26 protein-coding genes are annotated in these 22337 nt (G+C 63.3%); 18 read left to right on the top strand and 8 right to left on the bottom strand.

Going from position 1 to position 22337, the window contains the following annotated elements:
* The first annotated feature begins 31 nt into the window (after positions 1-31).
* Both PGB28_RS05875 and PGB28_RS05870 read left to right on the top strand, forming a co-directional pair.
* Positions 32-628 (top strand): LysE/ArgO family amino acid transporter, encoded by a 597-nt coding sequence (locus tag PGB28_RS05875; protein WP_271420567.1) that lies wholly within the window; start codon positions 32-34, stop codon positions 626-628.
* Positions 629-667: 39 nt separating this feature from the next.
* A complete protein-coding gene (locus PGB28_RS05870; RefSeq protein WP_271420566.1) occupies positions 668-1570 on the top strand; it encodes a DMT family transporter in 903 nt (300 codons plus the stop codon).
* Here PGB28_RS05870 and PGB28_RS05865 read toward each other — a convergent pair.
* Positions 1567-2424 (bottom strand): helix-turn-helix domain-containing protein, encoded by an 858-nt coding sequence (locus tag PGB28_RS05865; RefSeq protein WP_271420565.1) that lies wholly within the window; start codon positions 2422-2424, stop codon positions 1567-1569. The two genes, PGB28_RS05870 and PGB28_RS05865, sit on opposite strands and share 4 nt — an antisense overlap.
* 106 nt (positions 2425-2530) lie before the next feature.
* On the opposite strand from PGB28_RS05865, the gene PGB28_RS05860 reads away from it, so the two are divergent.
* From PGB28_RS05860 to PGB28_RS05850, 3 genes are read left to right on the top strand one after another with little or no spacing between them, the layout of a single operon-like run.
* Positions 2531-2734, top strand: a complete 204-nt coding sequence (locus PGB28_RS05860) for a DUF2061 domain-containing protein (RefSeq protein ID WP_271420564.1) — start codon at positions 2531-2533, stop codon at positions 2732-2734.
* On the top strand, positions 2727-3620 hold the full coding sequence (locus PGB28_RS05855) for a fatty acid desaturase (RefSeq protein ID WP_271420563.1): 894 nt from the start codon (positions 2727-2729) through the stop codon (positions 3618-3620). The genes PGB28_RS05860 and PGB28_RS05855 overlap by 8 nt, the downstream gene beginning before the upstream one ends.
* Before the next feature lie 20 nt (positions 3621-3640).
* A complete protein-coding gene (locus PGB28_RS05850; protein ID WP_271420562.1) occupies positions 3641-4540 on the top strand; it encodes a DMT family transporter in 900 nt (299 codons plus the stop codon).
* A gap of 9 nt (positions 4541-4549) precedes the next feature.
* On the opposite strand, the gene PGB28_RS05845 is transcribed toward PGB28_RS05850, so the two are convergent.
* Complete coding sequence (locus tag PGB28_RS05845) at positions 4550-5251, bottom strand: NUDIX hydrolase (protein ID WP_271420561.1); 702 nt, start codon at positions 5249-5251, stop codon at positions 4550-4552.
* A gap of 27 nt (positions 5252-5278) precedes the next feature.
* A complete protein-coding gene (locus PGB28_RS05840; RefSeq protein WP_271420560.1) occupies positions 5279-5752 on the bottom strand; it encodes a DUF983 domain-containing protein in 474 nt (157 codons plus the stop codon).
* 219 nt (positions 5753-5971) lie between these two features.
* On the opposite strand from PGB28_RS05840, the gene PGB28_RS05835 reads away from it, so the two are divergent.
* The 4 genes from PGB28_RS05835 to PGB28_RS05820 all read left to right on the top strand — a co-directional run bounded on the left by PGB28_RS05835 (position 5972) and on the right by PGB28_RS05820 (position 8169).
* Positions 5972-6544, top strand: coding sequence for an EF-hand domain-containing protein (locus PGB28_RS05835; protein WP_271420559.1), 573 nt, complete (start codon positions 5972-5974; stop codon positions 6542-6544).
* 134 nt (positions 6545-6678) lie between these two features.
* Positions 6679-7275, top strand: coding sequence for an RNA polymerase sigma factor (locus PGB28_RS05830; RefSeq protein WP_271420558.1), 597 nt, complete (start codon positions 6679-6681; stop codon positions 7273-7275).
* Positions 7262-7651 carry a hypothetical protein gene (locus PGB28_RS05825; protein WP_271420557.1) on the top strand — a complete coding sequence of 130 codons (390 nt, stop codon included), beginning with the start codon at positions 7262-7264 and terminating at the stop codon, positions 7649-7651. The genes PGB28_RS05830 and PGB28_RS05825 overlap by 14 nt, the downstream gene beginning before the upstream one ends.
* Before the next feature lie 2 nt (positions 7652-7653).
* Positions 7654-8169: a periplasmic heavy metal sensor gene (locus PGB28_RS05820; RefSeq protein ID WP_271420556.1), complete on the top strand. Its 516-nt coding sequence runs from the start codon at positions 7654-7656 to the stop codon at positions 8167-8169.
* Between the two features lie 4 nt (positions 8170-8173).
* On the opposite strand, the gene PGB28_RS05815 is transcribed toward PGB28_RS05820, so the two are convergent.
* Positions 8174-9610, bottom strand: coding sequence for a diguanylate cyclase domain-containing protein (locus PGB28_RS05815; protein WP_271420555.1), 1437 nt, complete (start codon positions 9608-9610; stop codon positions 8174-8176).
* A 94-nt stretch (positions 9611-9704) separates the two neighbouring features.
* Here PGB28_RS05815 and PGB28_RS05810 point away from each other — a divergent pair, with 94 nt between their 5' ends.
* The 3 genes from PGB28_RS05810 (at position 9705) to PGB28_RS05800 (ending at position 12488) form a co-directional block, all read left to right on the top strand.
* Positions 9705-9989, top strand: a complete 285-nt coding sequence (locus PGB28_RS05810) for a DUF3572 domain-containing protein (protein WP_271420554.1) — start codon at positions 9705-9707, stop codon at positions 9987-9989.
* Positions 9986-10678, top strand: coding sequence for an HAD family hydrolase (locus tag PGB28_RS05805; protein WP_271420553.1), 693 nt, complete (start codon positions 9986-9988; stop codon positions 10676-10678). Before PGB28_RS05810 ends, PGB28_RS05805 begins: the two co-directional genes overlap by 4 nt.
* A 247-nt stretch (positions 10679-10925) precedes the next feature.
* Positions 10926-12488, top strand: coding sequence for a trimethylamine methyltransferase family protein (locus PGB28_RS05800; RefSeq protein ID WP_271420552.1), 1563 nt, complete (start codon positions 10926-10928; stop codon positions 12486-12488).
* A gap of 73 nt (positions 12489-12561) precedes the next feature.
* Here PGB28_RS05800 and PGB28_RS05795 read toward each other — a convergent pair whose 3' ends face one another.
* Entirely contained in the window at positions 12562-13248 is a 687-nt protein-coding gene (locus PGB28_RS05795; RefSeq protein ID WP_271420551.1) for a hypothetical protein, read from the bottom strand.
* A gap of 123 nt (positions 13249-13371) precedes the next feature.
* On the opposite strand from PGB28_RS05795, the gene PGB28_RS05790 reads away from it, so the two are divergent.
* The 3 genes from PGB28_RS05790 to PGB28_RS05780 all read left to right on the top strand — a co-directional run bounded on the left by PGB28_RS05790 (position 13372) and on the right by PGB28_RS05780 (position 16840).
* Entirely contained in the window at positions 13372-15147 is a 1776-nt protein-coding gene (locus tag PGB28_RS05790; RefSeq protein ID WP_271420550.1) for a DUF4153 domain-containing protein, read from the top strand.
* A gap of 65 nt (positions 15148-15212) precedes the next feature.
* Positions 15213-15809: a heme NO-binding domain-containing protein gene (locus PGB28_RS05785; RefSeq protein ID WP_271420549.1), complete on the top strand. Its 597-nt coding sequence runs from the start codon at positions 15213-15215 to the stop codon at positions 15807-15809.
* Positions 15810-15826: 17 nt separating this feature from the next.
* Positions 15827-16840 (top strand): diguanylate cyclase domain-containing protein, encoded by a 1014-nt coding sequence (locus PGB28_RS05780; protein ID WP_271420843.1) that lies wholly within the window; start codon positions 15827-15829, stop codon positions 16838-16840.
* A 15-nt stretch (positions 16841-16855) separates the two neighbouring features.
* On the opposite strand, the gene PGB28_RS05775 is transcribed toward PGB28_RS05780, so the two are convergent.
* On the bottom strand, positions 16856-18208 hold the full coding sequence (locus tag PGB28_RS05775; RefSeq protein ID WP_271420548.1) for a cytochrome-c peroxidase: 1353 nt from the start codon (positions 18206-18208) through the stop codon (positions 16856-16858).
* On the opposite strand from PGB28_RS05775, the gene PGB28_RS05770 reads away from it, so the two are divergent.
* Positions 18207-18668, top strand: a complete 462-nt coding sequence (locus PGB28_RS05770) for a tetratricopeptide repeat protein (RefSeq protein ID WP_271420547.1) — start codon at positions 18207-18209, stop codon at positions 18666-18668. The two genes, PGB28_RS05775 and PGB28_RS05770, sit on opposite strands and share 2 nt — an antisense overlap.
* Before the next feature lie 36 nt (positions 18669-18704).
* Here PGB28_RS05770 and PGB28_RS05765 read toward each other — a convergent pair whose 3' ends face one another.
* Positions 18705-19412, bottom strand: coding sequence for a phytanoyl-CoA dioxygenase family protein (locus PGB28_RS05765; RefSeq protein WP_271420546.1), 708 nt, complete (start codon positions 19410-19412; stop codon positions 18705-18707).
* Positions 19413-19514: 102 nt separating this feature from the next.
* Between PGB28_RS05765 and PGB28_RS05760 the strand changes: the two genes are divergently transcribed.
* Both PGB28_RS05760 and PGB28_RS05755 read left to right on the top strand, forming a co-directional pair.
* Complete coding sequence (locus PGB28_RS05760) at positions 19515-20366, top strand: sugar phosphate isomerase family (protein WP_271420545.1); 852 nt, start codon at positions 19515-19517, stop codon at positions 20364-20366.
* Positions 20363-21193, top strand: coding sequence for a ChbG/HpnK family deacetylase (locus PGB28_RS05755; protein WP_271420544.1), 831 nt, complete (start codon positions 20363-20365; stop codon positions 21191-21193). The genes PGB28_RS05760 and PGB28_RS05755 overlap by 4 nt, the downstream gene beginning before the upstream one ends.
* Before the next feature lie 70 nt (positions 21194-21263).
* On the opposite strand, the gene PGB28_RS05750 is transcribed toward PGB28_RS05755, so the two are convergent.
* Positions 21264-22310, bottom strand: a complete 1047-nt coding sequence (locus PGB28_RS05750) for a TRAP transporter substrate-binding protein (protein ID WP_271420543.1) — start codon at positions 22308-22310, stop codon at positions 21264-21266.
* Between the last annotated feature and the right edge of the window lie 27 nt (positions 22311-22337).

Genomic DNA, 22337 nt, shown 5'->3' with positions numbered 1-22337 from the left:
CATCCCGGACACAGATCGGAGAAGACACATCATGCAGGCCGCACTTGCCGGATACGCGCTGAGCTTTTCGCTCATCCTCGCCATCGGTGCGCAGAATGCCTTTGTCCTTCGGCAGGGGCTGCGCGGGGTGCATGTGCTGCCCGTGGTGCTGTTTTGCGGGCTGTGCGACGCGGTGCTGATCACCGCAGGCGTCGCAGGCTTTGGCGCGCTGGCCAAGGCCGCGCCATGGTTCGGGCCGCTGATGCGCTGGGGCGGGGCGGCGTTCCTTTTGTGGTACGGGTTTGAGAATTTCCGCGCCGCGTGGCGCGGTGGGGCGGCGCTGGACGAGACGGGGCAGGCGGTGCAAAGCCTGAAAAAAGCGCTCATGACGCTGGCCGCGCTGACCTTTCTCAACCCGCATGTCTATCTCGATACGGTTGTGCTGATCGGTTCGATCTCGGCGCAATATGACAACCGGCTTGCCTTTGGCATCGGTGCGGTGAGCGCTTCGGTCAGTTTCTTTTTCCTGCTGGGCTATGGCGCACGGTTGTTCAGACCGGTCTTTACCTCTCCCCGCGCGTGGCAAGGGCTGGATGTCATTGTCGGGCTGACCATGTGGGCAATTGCGCTGAAACTAATTCTCGGCTGACCCTTGTCCCCGGCGGCGATCCCGGTCTTGATGCGGCCCATGGAGAAAGCGCAAAGCTCACCGGCCCTTGGGGTCTTCTGGATGATCGTGACGGGGTTTTGCTTTGTCGCGGTGACGGCGCTGGTGAAGTTTCTCGATAATGCCATCCCGGCCGCCGAGGCGGCGTTCCTGCGCTATGTCCTGGGGCTGGTGTTCCTGTTGCCGATGCTGAAATCGCTCATGGCGGTGCGATTGACGCCGAAGCAATGGAAGCTTTTCGGTCTGCGCGGCGTGGCGCATACGCTGGGCGTGATCCTGTGGTTTTATGCCATGACGCGCATTCCCATCGCCGAGGTTACGGCGATGAACTATCTCAACCCGATCTATGTCACCGTGGCTGCGGCGGTATTTCTCAAGGAACGACTGGCCGCGCGGCGCATATTGGCGATCTGCGCTGCTCTGATCGGGGCGCTGATCATCCTGCGCCCGGGATTCCGCGAGGTGAATAGCGGGCATCTCGCGATGCTGGGCACGGCGCTTCTTTTTGCCTGTTCCTACTTGACGGCCAAGCTGCTGGCGGATGAGGTCCCGGCCTCGCTGGTGGTCGCCATGCTGTCGATCACGGTGACCATCGGGCTGGCGCCCTTTGCCTTTGCCGTCTGGGTGACGCCGGATCTGCATGCATTGTTTATCTGTTTCGGGGTCGCCTGTTTCGCCACCGCGGGCCATTACACGATGACGCTGGCATTCCGGTCCGCGCCGCTCACCGTGACCCAGCCCGTCACCTTCCTGCAACTGGTCTGGGCGGTGTCGCTGGGGGCGTTGGTGTTCGGCGAGCCGGCGGATATCTGGGTGATCCTTGGCGGGCTTTTGATCATGGCGTCGGTGGTGTTCATCACCCTGCGCGAGGCGCAGTTGAAGCGTCGCCGCGTGACCCCGGCGGTCAACGAACCCAAGACCTAAAGCGCGCTGCGCAGGCTGCGGATATGCTCCGGCAGGTCGCGGGCCGAGACGCTGGCCTCGCGCACCAGATTGTCGAAATGCGCGGTGATGGCCTGCACGCGCTCCGTGTCACGAAAAGCAAGGTAGTTGCGCCCCAGATAGATCACGGCAAGCAGAGGGCCAAATATCGTGACCGGGGCGGAGAACAAACGCCGTGCATCAAAGAGATAGAGCCGCAGGCGCGGATAGAGCTGCGTGCTGAGCGCCTCCAGCCGCTCCATCTGGACGGCGCGGATGTCGCGCGGCAGGTCGCGATAATACCCGGTGCCCGCCGCACAGCTTTGCAACTCGTAAAGCGGCAGGGCAATTTCATAGTCAGAGCTTGAAGCGCGCATCCACTCCAGCCGCTCCTCCGAGGCGGTGATCGCCTGTGCGGTGGTGCGGCCAAGATGCGGGGAATATTCCCAGTCCAGCATATCGCGGGTCTTGAGCATGTCGGGCAGGCCAGCGGGCACATGCCGGATCTTGTAACCTTCGGCCTCGCGGTGCCAGGCAAAGATCTGTTCATCCACCAGCGCGCGGGGGGCTTCGGTCAAGGTCAGCGCATTGGCCATGATGCGCGCGGCGCTTTCGGGGCGCTCCGACAGGCCCAGAAGCCAGTCGGCCGATACGCCAAGCGCACGGGCGCATTCCGCCACCACCTGCGCATTGGGCAGACGGGCTCCGGTGCCGGAGAGAAGCTGTGAGATCGTGGAGCGGTCCACGCCGATGTCGCGCGCCAGCGCGCTTTGGTTGGAGCCCGCGTTTTGCAGGGCTTGCACCAACCGCTCGCGAAACAGCGTCGCTCGGGCGCGTTTGTCGGTTTTTATGCTCATGTGGTGAATAAAATCACAAGTGCAGAGATTTGTTAATTACATTCGGAATTCTGCACCTCACGCCCCCGTGATAGCCCGGTGCCATCCACACACTTCAGGAGGGCATATGGAAACGCGGCAGCGCACGCTGGTAAAGGGAATGATCTGGATCGCTTTGGGCTTGGTGACGATGAGCCTTGTAGGGCTTCTTTTCACCGGGTCCGTGGCGGTTGGGGGCACCATGGCGTTGGTCAATTCGGCCATAGGGTTCGTGTCCTATGTGCTTTATGAACGCGTCTGGTCCGGGGTGCGCTGGGGGCGGCATGTCTGAGCGCGCGCGGGTCGAATGGCCGACTCTGGGTCTGGTCCTTGTGGTCTATGTGATATGGGGGGCGGCGCTTGTCTGGTTGCCCGTCTGGCTGGCGGTGCCAGTTCTGGCGCTGGCCATCGCGCTGCATTCGTCGCTCTGCCACGAGGTGCTGCATGGCCATCCCACGCGGAACCCGTGGTTCAATGCGGCGCTGGTCTTTCCGGCGCTGGGGCTGTGCGTGCCATATCTGCGCTTCAAGGACACGCATCTGGACCATCATCAGGACAGCCGCCTGACCGATCCTTATGACGATCCGGAAAGCAATTACCTCGACCCGGCGGTGTGGCGCGCGCTGCCGCACTGGCGCAAGCTGCTGCACCGGGTGAACAACACACTGGCGGGGCGGCTGACGCTGGGGCCGCTGATGGGACAGATCGCCTTCATGGCGGCGGATTGGCGTCTGATCCGCGCGGGGGACCGCCGCGCGCTTTGGGGCTGGGTGGCGCATATCCCGGCCATGGCGCTGGTGCTGGTGCTTGTGGCGCTTTCGCCGCTGCCGCTCTGGGCCTATTTCATCGCGGTCTATGCGGCGATGGCCATCCTGCGTATCCGCACCTTCCTTGAGCATCAGGCGCATGAAAAGGCGCGCGGGCGCACGGTGATCATCGAGGACCGGGGGCCGCTGGCGTTCCTGTTCCTGAACAACAACCTGCATGTCGTTCACCACATCCACCCGCGTGTGCCGTGGTACGGGCTGCCCCGGCTCTACCGGCAGAACCGCGACCGTTACCTGCGCCAGAACGAAGACTATCGCTACCGGTCCTATGCCGAGATTTTCCGGCGGTATTTCCTGTCCGCCAAGGATCCGGTGCCGCATCCGCTTTATGAGGACTGGACGGCCCGCTGAAATCCGCGCAAGAGGCGTGGATGGAATTGTGGATCATCGTCACGCTTGCGGCCGCGTTCTTTCAGACGCTGCGCTTCATGTTGCAAAAGCACCTCAGTGGCGTGTCGCTGTCGGCGGCTGGCGCAACATTTGCGCGCTTTCTCTATTCCGCGCCGCTGGTGGGGGTGGGGCTGCTGGCCTATCTGGCGCTCTCGGGAACGGTGGCTCCGGCCATCGCGCCCGGCTTTTGGCCCTATGCCATTGCGGGCGGGCTGAGCCAGATCCTCGCCACGATCTGTGTTGTGGCGCTGTTCAAATCGCGCAATTTCGCCGTTGGCATCACCTTCAAGAAGACCGAGGTGATCCAGACCGTGTTCGTGGGCCTGCTCATCCTCGGCGAAGGTGTCTCGAGCCTGGGATTTGCCGCCATCCTGCTGGGGCTGATCGGGGTTCTCGTGCTCTCGGGCGCGCCGGAGACCGCGTTTTCGCTGCGGGGATTGTGGAACCGTGCCACCGCGCTGGGGCTGACCTCGGGGCTGTTCTTTGCCATCTCCGGCGTGACCTATCGGGGTGCCACGCTGGAAGTGGCCAGTGACGAACCGCTGTTGCGGGCCGGGATGGCGCTGGCCATCGTCACGGCGATGCAGACCGGGATCATGATCGCCTGGCTTGCAGCGCGCGAACCCGGTGAGATCAGCCGCGTGCTGTCGGCATGGCGCGTGGCGGGGCTTGTCGGGATAACCTCGATGCTGGGCTCGTTCTGCTGGTTCACCGCCTTCACGCTGCAAAACGCGGCTTATGTGAATGCGCTGGGGCAGGTGGAACTGCTGTTCTCGATCATGGCGACGGTCTTCGTGTTCCGCGAAAAGATCACACCGCGCGAAGTCGCGGGTATCGTTCTGCTGGCCGGGTCAATCCTGACGCTGGTGCTGGTGGCCTGACCGTCCGGCTCAGTCCACCATCGGGTGCCCGCGCAGGCGCAGGAACAGGCTTTCTTCGTCATCATTGCGAAAGAACGGCACGGAAGCGGGCGGTGCCATGTCATGGGCGCGTGCGGCCACCTCGGCCAGGACGACCTCGGTGATAAAGGGCATGTCGAGCGCGCGGATCTCGTCCAGCGCCACCCATTGCAGGTGGCTCAACTCATCGCAAGCGGCAGAGAAATCGTCCGGATCGGTGGCCAGATCGCCCGCGTCGACAAGGAAAAACCGCGCGTCAAAGCGGCGCGGGCGTCCCGGGGGTGTGATGGCGCGAAAGACGAATTGCAGCGGGGCGGCATCGGGCACAAGCCCCTTTTGTGCGAACCCGGCCCAATCGTCTGGGGCCGGGTCCGGCCAATCACCGGGCTGACCGAGGATTTGACCCGTCTCTTCCCACAGTTCGCGGATCGCAGCCGCGCCAAGCGCGTGGGACAGGTCATCCGCGCTGTCTTCTTTCAAGCGGTCGGCGCAGGGGGCGGGGATGGGGCGGGCCAGCGGGATAGCCGCATCGGCTGCATCCACTGCGCCGCCCGGAAACACGAACTTGTTGGGCATGAACGCCGCCTTGGCCCCACGCTGCCCCATGAGGATACGGGGACGCGTTTCCCGATCGCGCAGCACGATCACCGTTGCGGCGTCACGAATGGCGGTTTTGTCGATCATCTGGGTCATGCTGCCCTTTCCCCGGGCAGTGCGCCCTTATTTCTTTCGTCCGAACCCATACATCCGGCGGGCCCATTGGAACCCGACGATGGCCCCCTTGAGCCGGGGCAGAAGATAGAGCGACAGCGCGATGGTGCCAACGGCAAAGATGGTAAACAGCACCAGCGGTTCGGGACGCCAGTTGACGAACACCACATGCAGCAGCGGTGCCATGATATGCCCGACGATCAGGATCGTGAGATAGGCCGGGCCATCATCGGCGCGATGGTGGTGCAGTTCTTCGCGGCAGACCGGGCAGGTGTCACGCACCTTGAGATACCCGGACAACAACGGGCCGGAGCCACAGTTCGGGCATTTTCTTCGCCAACCTTTCCATACGGTTGGCCATGTCTCACGTGCGTCATCCTCCGACCGGTCTGCAAATCCGTCGGGGGCATCGGCTGCATCCGCAATGGGACCGACGATCGTCGATTTCACCCGACGCAGCTCGTCCGGGGGTTGGGTATTCATAAGATCCTCACTCGCTCATGGTCAGGGTAGCGACAAATGAAGGCGAGACCTAGGCAATTCACCCCCCTTGCGTCCCGATGCCGCGTGAGCGCTCACAGCAGCGTGAACAAAAAATCGAAGAATGCGCGACGGAACTATGAGAGCCGCCCGTTTCAGTCTCAGATCACGGCGAAAAACCAATTGGCCGGGTCCGGAACAGGAAACCGAAAGGAAACCGAAATGAGCAAGACACGTAGCACAGTGATCGGCGCTGGCCTGATGGCCGCCATTGTCCTGACTTTGCCCGCGACCAGTGCCATGGCGCGCGGAGGTCCAAGCGGCGGCTTTGGCCCTGCCATGCTTGAGTTCATTGATCTCGATGCCAATGGCGATGGCCAGTTGAGCACGGATGAAATGGCCAACATGGCACAGGCGCATTTTGCCAAGGTGGATGCAAATGGCGACGGCGAACTGAGCGCGGATGAATTGCAGGCCGCCGCAGCAGAACGGCAGGCCCGGCGCGTTGCCCGGATGATCGAGACTCTGGACAGCGACGGCAATGGCACGCTGAGTGCCGAGGAGATGGAAGCCGCCAGGGACATGCGTGGCGGACATGGCCAGCGCGCGGGCAAGGACGGCGAGGGGCACAAGAAGCGCTGGGGCTGGGGCAAGAGCAACGAAGAGCGTCGTGAGGCCCGCATAGAGCGCATGTTCGACCGGATCGATGCCGATGGCGATGGAGCGATCTCGGAGGCCGAATATGATGAGGCCCGGGCGCATATGATGAAGCGCCGCGGCGGACGTTACGAATAACGGGGTCCCTTGGCCGGGCATACCCGCTTGGGTTGCCCGGCACCCGGTCACGCGCCTCACAGGTCGACAGGTGGGGCGCGTGCACAGACCGGATCGCAGTTTCAAATCTCGGGAAACGGGTCTAGGCCATACGGATGACGCATATGCCGCTGGATGCACAGGACGAGATAAGCGACGAGGCGCTGTTGGTGCGTTATGCCAATGGTGACCCGGCGGCCGCGCGCCAGTTGACGCTGCGGCTGACGCCGCGCGTCTTTGGGCAGGCCTTTCGCATGTTGTCCGACCGCGCCGAGGCGGAGGATGTGACTCAGGAGGCCCTATTGCGGCTGTGGAAGATCGCTCCGGACTGGCGGCAGGGCGAGGCGCAGGTCAGCACTTGGCTCTGGCGGGTGGTGGCCAATCTGGCCACCGACCGGCTTCGCAAACGGCGCAGGGTGGCCCCGCTGGAAGATGCGGGCGAACCGACGGATGAGCGTGCCAGCGCCGCCGCCCAGATGCAGACCAGCGCCCGGCGAACCGCGCTGAGCGAGGCCCTGGCCGAGCTGCCGGAGCGACAAAGACAGGCGGTGGAACTGCGCCATATCGAAGGCTTGGGCAATCCCGAGATCGCCGCCATACTGAATATTAGCGTTGAGGCTGTCGAAAGCCTGACCGCGCGCGGCAAACGGGCCCTGGCCCGGGCGCTGGAGAGCCGAAAGGCAGAATTGGGGTATACCGATGACGACGCATGACAGGAAAGCCGAAAGGGATGACGCGTTTCTGGATGCGTTGTTTGACGAGGAAAAAGCCGCGCGAAATGCCGCGCCCGAAGTCTCTCTGCAGTTGATGGCCCGTATCCTTGCCGATGCGGAAGCAGTGCAGGACGGCTTTGCCCCGCCGCCGGCGCAGGCACCCCGTCCGAAACGGCCCGGCTACTTCCGGCAGATCAGCACCGCGTTGGGCGGTTGGCCCGCTTTTGCGGGTCTGGCGACGGCCTCGGTCTGTGGCCTGTGGCTGGGGGTCAACCCGCCGGAAGGGCTGAGCGATATGGCGTCGCTTTATGTGACGGGCGGGGAGACGTTGCTGGACCCGATCTCGGGCTTTGATCTTGATCTGGGAGAGGGATGACCATGACCGACACGCCGACTTCTGCGCCGGAGCCCAATGGACGCCCCCGTATGTCCCGGGGCATCCGGATCGTGCTGTTCCTGTCGCTGGCGCTTAACCTTGTGGTGGTGGGTATCGTGGCCGGGGTCATTTTCCGGGGCGGGCCGGATGGACACCCGCCAAAACATGTACGCGACGCGGTCGCGCCCTATACGGCGGCGCTTGACCGTGGGGAGCGGCGTGAGATCGGGCGGCGCATCTATCGCAGCCTGCGCACCGAAGGGTCGCGCGATGCGCTGCGCGAAGCGATGCGGGCCGAATATGCTGAGGCGCTGACATTGCTCAAGGCGGACAGTTTTGACGCCGACGCCTTTGCCGCCGTGATCGCGCGGCAGACCGCGCGCGCCGCCGACCGGCAGAAAATCGGTCAGCGTGAATTGGTGCGTCATCTGTCCGAGATGACGGCGGACGAGCGCCGTGCCTATGCCGCGCGGGTAGCAGAGGCGCTGGAGCGGTTTGGCCGGCGGGCGCGTCGCTGAGCCTTCAGGCGGCAGGGCGATCCAGTTCGACCTGATTGCGCCCATGGGCTTTTGCGGCGTAAAGCGCCTGATCCGCGCGGGCCAACAGCGCTTCTGCGACAGCGGCATCGGTTGCGGACGCGATGGACCTGCCGTCCGGAGCGGAGGGCGTGATCGTGCCCTGTTCAAGCGTCACGCCGATGGAAATCGTCACGCCAATCGGCTCTGAACGTCCGGGCACCGCAAAACGGGCATCGGCAATGGCCGCGCGCAGCCGGTGGGCGGTGGCCTGGGCTGCGCGCCCGGTGACGTCGGGCATCACGATCAGGAACTCCTCACCGCCGATCCGCGCCACAAGGTCGACCGGACGCAGGCAGGATGTCATGCGACTGGATACCTCGCACAGCACCGCATCCCCGGCGGCATGGCCGTAGCGGTCATTGATCTGTTTGAAATGGTCAAGATCGGCCACCATGACGGCAAAGCTGCGCGCGCTGCGCCGGGCCCGGTCGGCCACGCGGGCCAGATGGGGCAGGGCAAAACGCCGGTTGTGCAGCCCGGTCAACGGGTCCGTGACGGCCGCCCGCAGCCCGTCCTGCAGCGTATCGCGCAATTCGTCCGCCCGGTGTTTGCGCCGTACAAGTCGATCCAGCCGCAGGGCGATCTCGTCGCGGCTGGTGCCCCGTTTCACAACGTCATCCGCCCCGAGATCAAGCGCGCTTGCGGTGCTGATCCGGTCGCCGGGCGGGGCCACGACAAGCACGCCCGCCCGACGGGTCGGATCCCATGTCCGCAAATCCGGCAGGACCTGCAACTCCTTGCTTGCGGTGTCTTGTGTCAGGACCAGAAGGAACGCATCGGGCGTTGCATGCATGCGGACCGGATCGGTGGCGCGGCGCAGAAAATCCTGTGTCGCGTGCAGTTCGATCTTGTGGGGCAGGATGCGGCGCAGCGCCTGCACTTCCTGGGCGGCGGTGCCGCGATCCGCCGCGATCACGGCAATACGTCCCGGCACATCAAAGGGCCGGGTCTCTGCCTCGGACAGGCCAAGGGTGCGATGGGTTTCTTCGCGCAATTGCATTTCCGCGGCAGCGTCCCGACCGCGCTGCAGCGAGCGCAGGCGCGCCAGAAGCACCGCATCGTCGCAGGGTTTGCTGACAACATCATCGGCTCCGGCCTGCAATGCGGCCAACCGTGCGCGGCTGTCAGCATCGCTGGTCAGGATGACAATGGCCGCCTGCCGTGTCCGTGGATCGGATTTCAGCGTCTGGCACAGGTCTGCACCGGTCATGTCCCTCAGCGACCCGACGATGATGACCGAGGGCTTGGATTGCCGCGCGCTTTGCACGGCCTCGGCACCGCTGCTGGCCTGAGCAACACTGTAAAACGCTGATGCCAGCTTGACCTTGAGCACGATGCGATTGGTGGCCACCGCATCCACGATGAGGATATGTCTGGTCACGGGTGTTACCTCGGTACTTGCTGAAGCCGCGGATTCAGTCTTTGTTGAAAACGGTTAACAAAGTCTTTCGAGGCGAGCGGGAAGGAACGCGCACATGTCATACGAGCGGGACTCCGCCGAAACATTGGGATTGCAGGCGCTCGCGTGGCTTGTGGGGCAGGAAGGCTTGATCGGCGTCTTCCTTGGCGCTTCCGGGGCCAGCGAATCCGATCTGCGTGATCGGGCGGGTGACGCGGAATTTCTGGGCTCGGTTCTGGATTTTATCCTGATGGATGATGAATGGGTGGTCAGTTTCTGTGACAGCCAGCAGATTCCCTATGACCGGGTGATGATGGCGCGCGCGGCGCTGCCCGGCGGGGAACAGGTGCATTGGACATGAGCGTTGCAGGCATCGTTTTCGACAAGGACGGCACCTTGTTCGACTTTGGAGCCACCTGGGATGCCTGGGCGGCGTCGGTGATTTCGGATTTGTCCGGCGGCGATGTCGCTCTGGCCCGCCGCATTGCCGATGCCACGCGCTATGATCTTGAGGTCGGGGCGTTCCGGCCCGACAGCCCTGTCATCGCGGGCACCAACCGCGAGGCGGCGGAATGCGTGGCCAGCGCACTGCCCGACCGTCCGGTGGAGGAGATCGAACATTACCTGATGATCACCTCCTGCAGCGCGCCCCTGCGCGAGGCTGTGCCGCTCGTGCCCTATCTGGCGGCGCTTGCGGCGCGCGGGCTGAAGCTGGGCGTAGTGACCAATGACACAGAGCGGGGCGCGCATGCGCATCTCGATGCGGTGGGCGCGCGGCAGGGCTTTGATTTTGTCGCAGGCTTCGACAGCGGATACGGCATGAAGCCCGGCCCCGGCCCGCTTCTTGCCTTTGCCGAGGCGGTGGGGCTGTCGCCGAAAAATGTCGTCATGGTGGGTGACAGCACCCATGACCTGATCTCTGGCAGACGCGCGGGGATGCGTACCATTGGTGTTCTGACCGGGCCTGCAGGGGCGGACGAGCTTGCGCCGCTGGCCGATGCGGTGCTGCCGGACATCGGCCATATCCCGGACTGGCTGGACCGGCTGTGAGCCGCGGGGCATGTCGGGTCCAGAGCTCCCGCATTTCGCGGGCACGCGGGCGCCCACTGGCCTGGATGATAGCTTGATCCGGGGGCAGGGCGGGCGCAGGTGCTCGGTCAGGCAGTCACAGCCCCGCCGCGCCAATCTGCGGAAATCGCCGCATCAGCGATGAAATGCGACACATGGTGTCGCGTTTTCACAGGCGAGTCGCTCGCTTCGCAGTGAATCTGATCCCTAGCCAATATGGGAGGTCATCATGGCTGAAGCAGCGGTCAAGACACGCAAACGCGGCGGCGGACGCCGTGGCAACGCGGCGCGGCGGGGCGGGGCGGTTATCGAACAGATGCCATGGAACCCGCCGGTCAATATCGACCGCCCGACCGAGCCGCTGACCGAAGAGGGTGTGCAGGCGATCCATGAGGGCGCGATGCGCATCCTCGAAGAGATCGGGGTCGATTTCCTCAATGCCGAGGCGCTGGACATCCTGCGCGAGGCAGGATGCACCATCGACGGGCAGAATGTGCGCATGGGCCGCGATTTCGTCATGGAGATGATCGGCAAGGCACCCTCGAGTTTTACGCTCACCCCGCGCAACCCGGAGCGTCAGATCACCGTGGGCGGCAATAACCTGCTCTTTGGCAATGTCTCTTCTCCGCCCAACTACTGGGATATGGAATTGGGCCGCAAGGTGCCGGGCACGCGCGAGATGTGCCGCAACCTGTTGAAGTTGACGCAGTATTTCAACTGCATCCATTTCGCGGGTGGATACCCGGTGGAGCCGGTGGACCTGCATGCCAGCGTGCGCCATCTCGATGTGCTCTATGACAAACTCACGCTGGGCGACAAGGTGGTGCATGCCTACAGCCTTGGCCGCGAGCGGGTCGAGGATGTGATGGAGATGGTGCGCATCGCGGGCGGGCTGAGCCACGAGGAATTCGACGCCAGCCCACGCATGTATACCAATATCAACTCCACCTCGCCGCTTAAACATGACGAACCGATGATCGACGGCTGGCTGCGCTGTGCGCGGCGCGGGCAGGGCTGTATCGTGACGCCCTTCACGCTGGCGGGTGCCATGGCCCCGGTGACCATGGCGGGGGCGGTGGCCCAGTCGCTGGCCGAGGGGCTCTGTGCGATTGCGCTGGCGCAATATGTGAACCCGGGCACGCCCTGTGTGATCGGCACCTTTACCTCGAACGTGGATATGAAGAGCGGCGCGCCGGCGTTCGGGACACCGGAATATATGCGCGCGACGCAGATGACCGGGCAACTGGCGCGGTTCTACGGGTTGCCGATGCGAAGCTCTGGCGTCTGCGCGGCCAATGTGCCGGATGGGCAGGCGATGTGGGAGACGTCCAATTCGCTCTGGGCGGCGGTGCAGTCGGGGACGAATATCGTCTACCACGCCGCCGGATGGCTGGAGGGCGGGCTGATCGCCAGCCCTGAGAAATTCATCATGGATTGCGAGGTTCTGCAGCAGATCCAGCGTTATATGGACCCGGTGGTGACCGCGACGGGACCGGATGAGATCGCCTTTGACGCGATCAAGGAGGTCGGCAATGACGGCCATTTCTTTGGCATTCAGCACACCCAGGACCGCTATACGACGGCGTTCTATCAGCCGTTCCTGAGCGACTGGAAGAATTATGAGGGCTGGGAAGCCGCCGGCGCCGTCTGGACGCCCGAGCGCGCGCATACGCTGTTCAAACAGATCATCAACGAGTTCGAGGCACCGCCGATGGACGAGGGCATCCGAGAGGAGCTGGAGGCGTTCGTCGCCAAGCGCAAGGAAGAGGGCGGCGCGCCGACGGATTTCTGAGAGGGTGGTGGGCCTTGAAGGCGCATCCTCCAAGCCGAGCTTTAGAAACGACTCGACGCGGTCACCGTGTTCATCACGGATGCTCAAAATCAAAATAGATCGATCCGTCCATGATCTGACCGGCATAGGCGCAGGGATCGGGGCGTTGGCTGAAATGGGTCCAGGCTTTGGCGGCGAATTTATTTGGGGCCATCATCAGGAACATCGCGTTGATCTCGTCCCGTGCCACGCGGCGGTCTAGGCCGGAGACCTCTTCAAAACGGCTGCGCAGATCGTCGGGCAGCCCGCGCAGCTGCAACGCATAAGCGAGGTATTCGCTTGTTGCGAGGCAGGCGTCGAACGGGCAGGGCACGATGTCATAGGCGGCATGCACAAGCTCATGGGCGATGACACTTTCGAAATAGGCGTCGTCGGGCAGGACGGAAAATACGCCTGTGCTGTCGCGCAGGTCGGACATGGCAGAGGGTGTCAGAACCTCGATCCGATCCTCGCCGCAATGATACAGCCCGACGCAATTGGCCGTCAGACTGTCACGCATCGCGATCTCGACCGGCCGGTTCAGGGGAACATTGCAATCCGCTTGAATGGCCAGTGACCGATCCGCGATGCGGCAGATGCGTTGGGCCAGCGCGTCGCTTTCGGCCTGCACTTTTATCAGGGCATTGTCACAGGTCAGCGGCTCTGCCGGCAACTGGCCCGCATGACCGGCAAGAGCTGCGATACAGGCCGCAAGGCGGCAGAGATTGTTCGGAATGCCCATGATCAAATATCCTAACGGGTTATGTCCGTGATGCAATTGTGGCGGCTCCCGCCCCACGTGGATTTTGGGCTGGTCATCGCGCCTTGTGCTGTTCAAACTCGGGCGAGATTTCCGGAGGCCCAGATGAGCACGCAGGATACGACAACCGCCGTCAACCGGGCGGCCATGGCACTGGTCGGCGCAATTGCCGGTACCGCAGGGTGGTTCTTTGCCGACATGGCCGAGGAGGTCATTACCCAGCCGCGCCTGTTCCTGTTCAGCGTGACCGCGGTGATGGGGTTCTTTGCTGTCCTGCTGGGGCTCAAGGGGCCGTTGGGATGGGCGCGGGCGGCACTTGGCGCGGCGGGACTGGCGGCGCTGGCGGCGGGGCTGCTTGTCTGGGCGTCTCTGCGCTTTGATGGGCTGGAGACGTTTTTTGACAGCCCCTTGCCCTTTATCGCCTTGTTCCTGCTGGGGTTTATCGGCACACCGTTTGTCTCTGCCGGGTTGCAGGCCCCGGGTGGGACGCTTGACTATCCGCGCCTGTTCGATACCGCCTGGTCGATCCTTGTCCGGTATCTGGCGGGCTGGCTGTTCGTGGCGGTTGTCTGGGGGATCGTGTTCCTGTCGGATGCGCTGCTGGGGCTGGTCGGCATCACGCTGATCGAAGACCTGATCGAGATCGACCCGGTGCCTTTTGCGCTGACCGGTCTGTTCCTTGGGCTGGCGCTGGCAATCATGCACGAGTTGCGCGCCTATATATCGCCCTTTCTGGTGCTGCGCCTGTTCCGCATCCTCCTGCCTGCGGTCGTGCTGGTGGTCGGGATATTCCTGATTGCCTTGCCCCTGCGCGGGTTCGGTTCACTGTTTGGCGGGTTTTCCATCGCGGCCACGCTGATGGCGGTGGCAATTGCCGCGATCACCCTGATCACATCGGCCATTGACCGTTCGGATGACGAGGCCGCGCAGGCCATGATCATGACCGGCGCCGCGCGCATCATGGCGGTGATGCTGGTGCCGCTCTGTGTCGCTGCGGGCTGGGCCGTCTGGCTTCGTGTGGGACAATATGGCTGGACGCCCGAACGGGTTGCGGCGGCGCTGTCGGCGGCTGTGCTGACCATATACGCGCTGGCCTATGCGGCTGCCGTGTTGCGCGCGGGATGGGGCGCACGGATCAGGACGATCAACCTTTGGATGGCCCTGGGTGTATTGGCGCTTTCCGCCCTGTGGCTGACGCCGTTGATCCACGCCGAGTCCATCACCACCCGGTCACAGATCTCACGGTTCGAGGACGGTCGCCTGCCCGTTCATGACCTGCCGCTGTGGGAAATGCGCGAGGATTGGGGCCATGCCGGGGCCGGGGGGCTTGCGCGATTGCGCAAGATTGCTGAACTGGGAACGCATGAGGCAGCGGATGAATTGCAGGCGCGTCTGGCACGGCTTGATGCGGCGGAAACCCGGTATGCCTTTGAGGCCGTGGACGAGGCTCCGCCGTCGGATCAGGTGGTCGATGCCATTCTGGACAACCTGCGGGTTCTTCCCGAGGGCCAGAGCGTGGCCCGGAGCGAGATCGAGGGCTTGCCCGCCCGGGTGCTTGATACAATGCGGCGCGGCTGTGAGATCGAAGGGGATGCAGGGCCGGGATGTGTCCTGATCCTGTCGGATCTGAAACCGTTTGTTGAGGGCGAAGAAGGCGTGTTGATCCTGCGCGGGCATGCGCAGGATTCGATCGAGGTCATGGGGGTGGCAAGAGGTCCGGAGGGTCTGGTGATACAAAGGACCCTGTTTTCGGATATCAGCGGTGCGTCCCTGCGCGGTCAGGATACGGCGCTGCTGGAGGCGCTGTTGGCCGGTGATATTTCCATCGAGCCGAGCGGGATCAACGTGATTTCCATCGGTGGGATTTCGATTCTTCCATAGGATTTTAGATATTCGGCAAACCTTAAGCTCTGTGGCGTTACCTTGCGCCAAAGGAGTGAGTGTCGATGCACGGTCTGATCAACAGGGCGATCCAATGTTTTTACCGCGATACCTATGGGCAGGGGGCCTGGGCCGAACTGGTGCGCAGGCTTGATCTGGAATTCTCGGAATTCGAACCGATGCTGGAGTATGAGACCGACGTGACGCTGCGGGTGCTGGACGACATGGCCGGGGCACTGGAAAAGGACCGCGCGGTCGTTCTGGAAGACATTGGCACCTATCTGGTGTCGCACCCCAATGTCGAAGCGCTGCGGCGATTGCTGCGGTTTTCCGGGGTCACGTTTCTGGAGTTCCTGCATTCGCTGGACGATCTGCCGGATCGCGCGCGGCTCGCGGTCGAGGATCTGGAATTGCCTGTGTTGGAATTGCGCGAACATGGCCCGAACCGTTTCACGCTGTATTGCACCTGGGATCAACCGGGGTTTGGTCATGTTCTGGTGGGGGTGTTGCGGACCATGGCGGATGATTACGGGGCGCTGGTCTTTCTCGATCACACCGGCACGGATCACGGGGTCGAGACGGTCGATATCACGCTTTTTGAGGCGTCCTTTGCCGAGGGGCGTCACTTTGATCTTGCCGCGGATCGGGAGCGTGCCTCGTGACCGAAAATCTCAATCACATGCTGGACCAGCTTTGTCCAATGCATCTGGTACTGGACCGCACCGGGCATATCACCCATGTCGGACCGACGCTGGCCAAGCTGCGACCGGATACGGTCTTGTTGGAGAGGCGGTTCCTCGAAGTGTTCGAATTGCGCCGACCGCGCGCCATTGTGGGCATGACAGAGCTTGTGGCGCAGGCGGGGACCAAACTGCATCTGCGGTTCCGTGATCCGCCCACCACCGATCTCAAGGGAATCCTCGTCCTGCCCGGGGACGCCGAAGGTGGCGCAGTGGTCAACCTGTCCTTCGGCATTTCGGTCGTGGATGCGGTGCGTGACTATGCGCTGACCTCGGCGGATTTCGCGGCGACCGACCTGACCATCGAAATGCTGTATCTGGTCGAGGCAAAATCGGCCGCGATGGAGGCGTCGCGCAAGCTGAACCTGCGCCTGCAGGGGGCCAAGATCGCGGCCGAGGAACAGGCATTCACCGACACCCTGACCGGGCTGAAGAACCGCCGGGCCATGGATCATGTGCTGGCCCGCGCGGTCGAGGCGCGCGCGCGCTTTGCACTGATGCATCTGGACCTCGATTTCTTCAAGGCGGTCAATGACACGATGGGCCATGCGGCGGGCGACCATGTCTTGCAACAGGTGGCCCGCGTCATGGTCGAGGAAACCCGGTCGGACGATACCGTTGCGCGGGTGGGGGGCGATGAATTCATGCTGCTGCTCACCGGCAAGCTCACCCGCCAGGTGCTGGAACGGATATCCGCGCGCTTGATCGAACGGCTTGAGGAACCGATCCCGTTTGGCGCCCAGACATGCAACATTTCGGCCAGTATCGGTGTGGTGCTGAGCACCGCCTATGACGATATTCCCGATGTGGCCCGGCTGCAGGAAGATGCGGATATTGCGCTTTATGCGTCCAAGCATAAGGGGCGGGCCTGTTTCACCTTTTACGACCCGGCCCTGCGCGCCGCGGCGTTCGAGGCCGGAGCGCTGGGCAGTCAGGACACCGCCCACCGCTGACCACGCGTCGGCGGATCAGCTGTCCTGTTGATCCACAGGCAGGCCGCTGGGCACTGTTTCGGGTGAGCCAAGCCGCCCCTTGCGCGCGTTTGGATCGGTCAGCGCGTGCAGGAAGGCCACAAGATCGGCGACCTCGGACACGCTCAACCCGACCGGCTCGATGTCAACCCGGGCCATCAGGCGGGCCATCTCGCGGCTGTCCTGCCAGATGTTGAAGTCACTGGCGGCAAAACCCGGATCATCGGCCAGGACAAGCTGACCCCGGTCCCAGGTCTCAAGGCTGCCGGATGGATCGAGGTGGTGGCGCACCATGCCCTCCAGCGTCGCAAAGGCACCGTTATGCCCGTAAGGCGCGGTCAATGCCACATTGCGCAGCGACGGCGTCCGGAACCGATAGGCATCTTCGAGCAGGTCGGTTTCGCTCATCCGGCCCACATCGCGTGCCATCAGGTCAAAGAGGCGCACGCGACCGGGGCCAAAGGGCGGCAGGGCGAGCGCATGAAAGCCCTGATCTGTCAGCAAAGGCCCGGAGTGGCAGCTGGCGCAGTTCGCTTTTCCGTAGAAGAGCTGGAGCCCGCGTGTCTGGGACGGGTTCAACGCGGTTGCGTCGCCGTTGAGATAATCATCAAAGGGGCTGGCGTAGCTCTGCCATTCGCTATTCTGGAAATCGTCCAGCGCATTGCCCAGATGCGCGGCAGTGATGTCGGCGGCGCTGTCGATATCGTCGAAAGCGGCTTTGAAGAGGGCCACGTAATCAGGATTGGCCTGAAGGCGCGTCACGACCACCGGCCAGACCTGATCAATCCGGCGGTTGGCCGCGGCGGCAAGGTCATTCTCATCGGGGGATCCGGCCATCTCGACCTTGGAGGTCAGCGGGATCAGCGATTGAGCGGCGAGCACGCTTTGCAGCCCCGGCGGCAGCCATTCCTCCACCGGGGTGTTGAAGCCCACGCCATAGCTGTCCGCGTCGGTGACGCGGCCGTCGTGGAACATGACCGAGACGGATTTATGCCCGAGATTGAACAGCGCGGGCGCGTTGCGGGGCACGCGTTTGAGCGGGCGGTTGGCGTCCTGCCGGATACGGCGTGTGGGGCCGATCCCGACGCCGCCTTCGCCGACGCCAAGCGACAGCCCGTCGGATGTTCCGAATTCCGGATGGTGACAGGTTGCACAGGAGATGTTGCGGTTGCCCGAGAGCAGTTTATCGTAGAACAGCAATTGCCCCAGCGCGGCGCGTCTCGTGTCGAAGGGGCGGAAATCATCGGCGGTGATCGGGGTGGGCAGGGGCCTTTCTCCGGCCATCAGTGGGCCGCCGGACAGGAGGGAAAGCGCCGTGACAAGGTTTGTGAAAAGCGTCCTGATCATCATGGTTCTGACTATTGCGCCGGTGGCCGGTTTTGCCAATAGCGCGTTGGAGGAAGCGCGCGATTTGATGGAGGCGGATCGCTATGAGGAGGCACTGGCGGCGCTGCACCCGCTGGCGCGTTCGGGCAATGCGGATGCCGAGGAGCTGATCGGTGTGCATTACGCGTTGGGGCTGGGGGTGGAGCAGGACTACCAACGCGCGTTCGAATGGTATCTGCGCTCCTCGCTCAAGGGCCATCCCGGCGCGCAATCCGGCATCGCGTGGTATTACGAGGTCGGGCTGGGGATGCCCGCCCCTGACCTTGTGCGCGCCTATATGTGGTACACGCTGTCGGCCATGGGGGGTGACGTGGATGCGGCGATCTCGCAGGAAGAGGTGATCAAGAAAATGACCCAGGAGCAGATCGACAAAGCCCATGTGCTGGTCAAGGACTACCAGGGCTGGATGTATCCGTTCCGGTGATTTGATCAGGGGTGCGGTGGGCAGGAATTGCCCACCCTACGAGACGGGTTTGGCGTAGCGTTTCGGTTTGCCGGTCGCGGGGTCAATGATCACTTCGGGCGAATACTGTGCGATGAAGGCGCGCCGGGGCGCATGGGTGGTGTTTTCGCCGGAGCGGTGCAGGGTCAGGCTTGAAAAGGCCACCACCGACCCGGCGGGGCATTCCACAGGCGTCCCCGGAGCGTCGCCGGAATAGCCGTTCAGCTCGTTGCTATCCTCGAGCCATTCATGCGGATCGAGATGCCCGTCGCGCCGCAGGTCGCGCGGCAGCAGGTAAACGCAGCCATTCTCGACAGTCGTGTCGTCGAGCGCGATCCAGATCGTGACATAGGGCCTGTGATCGAAGCCGACATAGGCACCGTCCTGATGCCAGGCGAAACTGGCCCCCTTGCGCGGGCCTTTCACCACGAATTGCTCGTTGAAGAGATAGGCGGATCCGCCCAGCAGATCGGCGGCCAGCCGCGCGGGCGTGCCGTTCAGCAAACAGGCTTCAAGCTCGGGAAATTCTTCGTGCCGATGTGACAGAAAACGCCGCCGCTGGCCAAGGCCGATGGTGTGTTTGCCGTGTCCGCCGTCCACGGCGGGTTCGGCCAGCAGCGTTTCGCAGACATTGCGCATCAGGGAGAGTTCTTCGGCGGTGAGCGTGGCACCATCGGCCACGTAGCCTTGCTGCGTAAACTGCGTCTGCGAGGATTGGTTCGGCATGATGCATTCCTTTTCGGGGCAGTGTGCGGGTGCGGGACACAGTTTGCATTGTCTTTTTCGCCCGGCAAAGAGATGATTTGCGACAGAGGATGGGAGGTCAGGATGTATCACGATTTGGACGCTCAGACGCGCAGCGCGCTGCAAATGCCTTCGGAGGCACTGCGCGCGGGGCTTGGTGCGCGGGCAGAGATATTTGCCGACAATGAAGCCATGATCTCTGCACTGGCCGATCACATCCTTGGCGACTATCGCGCCGCGTTGAAGGCGGGGCGCGACCGGGTGGGCATGATCGTGCCGGTGGGACCGGTCGGGCAGTATCCGCTTGTGGTACGGCGTGCGCAGGAGCAGGGAATATCGCTGGACCGGCTGACGCTGTTTGTGATGGACGAATACCTCACGGATGATGGCGCGTGGATTTCCGAAGATGACCCACTGAGCTTTCGGGCGCATATGCGGCGCAACCTCTTGGACCATCTGCCTGAGGAGTTGCGGCCCGAGGTGGTGGTGCCAAATCCGGGCGATCCGGCAGCGGTCGGGCGACGGATCGCGGAGATCGGCGGGCTGGATGTGAGCTATGCGGGTGTGGGCATCACCGGGCATCTGGCCTTTAATGAGCCGATGCCGGGATGCGAAAATGCAGCGTATTTCGCGGATCTGCCCACGCGGGTGGTGCCGCTTTTGCCCGAGACGCGGCTGATCAATTCGGTGACAGCGGCGCGGGGCAATGTGGCGCGCATTCCGCGCATGGCGGTCACGGTGGGAATGCGGGAGATTTTGCAGGCGAAGCGGCTGCGCATCTTCATGAACCGGCATTGGCAATGCGCGGCGATCCGGCGGCTGGCCTTTGGCCCGGTCACGGCGGGTTTTCCGGCCTCATTGGCGCAGACGCATGACAATTGGTCGCTGCATCTGGTGGAGGAGGTTCTGGAAGCACCGGAGCCGGTTCTGGCATGAGGGTCTTGTCGCATGTGGACGATGTGGGCGTCAGCCCGGGATCGGTGATCGCGTGGGCCGCGCTGCGCCGGGCGGGGGTCGTGCGGTCGGCCTCGCTGATGGTGCCTTGCGCCTGGTACCCGATGGCGCGGGATGATGTGCTGGCCAATCCCGATCAGGATATGGGCGTGCATATCACGCTGACCTCCGAGTGGTCCTCCTATCGCTGGCGACCTCTGATCGGGGCGCGCGGCGGGCTGGTGGACAGCGAGGGTTATATGCATCGCAGGCCCGAGATGGTTCTGGCCGAGGCAGATGAGGGCGCGGTCGCGGAAGAGATCGAAGCGCAGATCCAGCAGGTCCTGGCGGACGGGATCCGGCCAACCCATCTTGATGCGCATATGGGAACGGCGCTTTTGCCGCCTTTCGTCTGGGCGCTGATCGGCGCAGGGCGTCGTCATGGGATTCCGGTGCTGTGCGCCCGCGATATGGGGCCGTTGGTGGATATCGTGAAACTGCCCGGGTTCGATGCAGGCTATCTGCGTGAAGTGGAAGCCGAAGTGAGCGCGGCAGGGTGGCCCGTCTTTGACCGGTTCCTGATCGAGTTTTGCCCCGATGACGTGGAGGCGGCGGAGCACTATGCCCGGGTCGTGTCCGAGGGCGCGCCGGGAGGTCTGAATTACCTCGCCATGCATGCCGATACGGGCGAGGGGTTGCAGCATTTTGCGCCGCATCACGAGGTCCCGCGACGCAAGGAATATGAACTGTTTTCGGAGCCCGGGTCCCGGGCGGTGTTTGGGGCCGGAGAGATCGTCGATTGGCGGGATCTGTCGGAGCAACGCAGCTGACGCGGTCTTTTTTCGACAAAAAAAGACCCCGGCGCGAACCGGGGTCTTTCCTGTCACAGGGGCGTAAGGATCACTCCGCCGCCATCATGTTCAGCTTGTCGATCTCTGCCTCGGCTTCTGCGGCCGCGGCGACCATGGCGTCGAACACCTCTTCGCCACCGTCCACATTGGCCTTGAACCAGTCATAGACCGGGGCCGCGGCTTCCTTGAACATCTCTTTTTCCTCGGGAGTGGGCACATAGATCGTGCCACCACCGGCGACAAAGTCCTGATAGGCCTGGATCGATTTGCGCTTGGGCGAGGCGAATGTCGCCTGTTGCAGCGCGTAGAAACCGTCATTCACCACCCGCTTCATGTCATCGGGCAGAGCCATATAGGCGTCGTTGTTCATCCACCACAGCGCGCCCATATAGGCGTGGCCGTCCAGCGTGACATATTGCAGGCCCGCATCGGGGAATTTCATGCCCATGATGTCGGTGATTCCGTTCTTGGACCCTTCGACCACGCCGGTTTGCAGCGAGGTGAAGAGTTCAGGCCACGGGATCGGGGTGGGTGCGGCCCCCAGTGCCTTGACCAACTCCTGCGGCAGGTCGGCGACCACGGTGCGGATCTTCATGCCTTCCATGTCGGACGGCTTCTGGATCGTCTTTTGCGTATTGGCAAAGTTGCGCCAGCCGCCAGTGTTGCCGATGGTCATCAGCCGGATCGTGCCGCCCGAGCTTTCCAGAGCCTTTTTGCGCAGCAGGTCAGTAAACTCACCCCGCAGCACGGTTTCCGCAACCCGGTCGTCGCGCAGCAGATAGGGCAGGTCGAAGATCTGCACATAGGGGAAGATGCCCGCAGCACCGCCCGAGGTGGAAATGTAGACGTCGATCGAGCCGTCGGCGATGCCTTGCAGACATTCCGCGCCGTTTGCGCAAAGCTGCGTCCCGGCAAAGATTTCGACCTCGATGGCCCCGTTGGACGCGGCCTCGACATAGTCCTTGAAGACCACGATGCCGTCATAATCTTCGTCATTCACGTTCGATCCCACGACCGCGCGGATATTGTAATCCGCCGCCATGGCCGGCACGGCAAGCGCCGCGGCGGCAAGGGTTGAGAGCAGTTTTTTGATCATGTTGACCTCCCTATTTTGTGCTCATGT

Origin of the sequence: Primorskyibacter aestuariivivens, from assembly GCF_028023675.1 — a bacterium.
Lineage (GTDB): Bacteria > Pseudomonadota > Alphaproteobacteria > Rhodobacterales > Rhodobacteraceae > Marinovum > Marinovum aestuariivivens.
Note: the sequence above shows the minus strand (reverse complement) of the source record. Positions and strands in the feature narration are given on the sequence as shown.

Coding starts and splice junctions, on each gene's coding strand:
- PGB28_RS05755 (WP_271420544.1), top strand. CDS start 20,363: ATGAGGGTCTTGTCGCATGTGGACGATGTGGGCGTCAGCCCGGGATCG.
- PGB28_RS05865 (WP_271420565.1), bottom strand. CDS start 2,424: ATGAGCATAAAAACCGACAAACGCGCCCGAGCGACGCTGTTTCGCGAG.
- PGB28_RS05875 (WP_271420567.1), top strand. CDS start 32: ATGCAGGCCGCACTTGCCGGATACGCGCTGAGCTTTTCGCTCATCCTC.
- PGB28_RS05850 (WP_271420562.1), top strand. CDS start 3,641: ATGGAATTGTGGATCATCGTCACGCTTGCGGCCGCGTTCTTTCAGACG.
- PGB28_RS05835 (WP_271420559.1), top strand. CDS start 5,972: ATGAGCAAGACACGTAGCACAGTGATCGGCGCTGGCCTGATGGCCGCC.
- PGB28_RS05820 (WP_271420556.1), top strand. CDS start 7,654: ATGACCGACACGCCGACTTCTGCGCCGGAGCCCAATGGACGCCCCCGT.
- PGB28_RS05840 (WP_271420560.1), bottom strand. CDS start 5,752: ATGAATACCCAACCCCCGGACGAGCTGCGTCGGGTGAAATCGACGATC.
- PGB28_RS05830 (WP_271420558.1), top strand. CDS start 6,679: ATGACGCATATGCCGCTGGATGCACAGGACGAGATAAGCGACGAGGCG.
- PGB28_RS05810 (WP_271420554.1), top strand. CDS start 9,705: ATGTCATACGAGCGGGACTCCGCCGAAACATTGGGATTGCAGGCGCTC.
- PGB28_RS05805 (WP_271420553.1), top strand. CDS start 9,986: ATGAGCGTTGCAGGCATCGTTTTCGACAAGGACGGCACCTTGTTCGAC.
- PGB28_RS05790 (WP_271420550.1), top strand. CDS start 13,372: ATGAGCACGCAGGATACGACAACCGCCGTCAACCGGGCGGCCATGGCA.
- PGB28_RS05855 (WP_271420563.1), top strand. CDS start 2,727: ATGTCTGAGCGCGCGCGGGTCGAATGGCCGACTCTGGGTCTGGTCCTT.
- PGB28_RS05860 (WP_271420564.1), top strand. CDS start 2,531: ATGGAAACGCGGCAGCGCACGCTGGTAAAGGGAATGATCTGGATCGCT.
- PGB28_RS05870 (WP_271420566.1), top strand. CDS start 668: ATGGAGAAAGCGCAAAGCTCACCGGCCCTTGGGGTCTTCTGGATGATC.
- PGB28_RS05765 (WP_271420546.1), bottom strand. CDS start 19,412: ATGCCGAACCAATCCTCGCAGACGCAGTTTACGCAGCAAGGCTACGTG.
- PGB28_RS05795 (WP_271420551.1), bottom strand. CDS start 13,248: ATGGGCATTCCGAACAATCTCTGCCGCCTTGCGGCCTGTATCGCAGCT.
- PGB28_RS05845 (WP_271420561.1), bottom strand. CDS start 5,251: ATGACCCAGATGATCGACAAAACCGCCATTCGTGACGCCGCAACGGTG.
- PGB28_RS05825 (WP_271420557.1), top strand. CDS start 7,262: ATGACGACGCATGACAGGAAAGCCGAAAGGGATGACGCGTTTCTGGAT.
- PGB28_RS05775 (WP_271420548.1), bottom strand. CDS start 18,208: ATGATGATCAGGACGCTTTTCACAAACCTTGTCACGGCGCTTTCCCTC.
- PGB28_RS05770 (WP_271420547.1), top strand. CDS start 18,207: ATGGTTCTGACTATTGCGCCGGTGGCCGGTTTTGCCAATAGCGCGTTG.
- PGB28_RS05785 (WP_271420549.1), top strand. CDS start 15,213: ATGCACGGTCTGATCAACAGGGCGATCCAATGTTTTTACCGCGATACC.
- PGB28_RS05760 (WP_271420545.1), top strand. CDS start 19,515: ATGTATCACGATTTGGACGCTCAGACGCGCAGCGCGCTGCAAATGCCT.
- PGB28_RS05800 (WP_271420552.1), top strand. CDS start 10,926: ATGGCTGAAGCAGCGGTCAAGACACGCAAACGCGGCGGCGGACGCCGT.
- PGB28_RS05780 (WP_271420843.1), top strand. CDS start 15,827: ATGCTGGACCAGCTTTGTCCAATGCATCTGGTACTGGACCGCACCGGG.
- PGB28_RS05750 (WP_271420543.1), bottom strand. CDS start 22,310: ATGATCAAAAAACTGCTCTCAACCCTTGCCGCCGCGGCGCTTGCCGTG.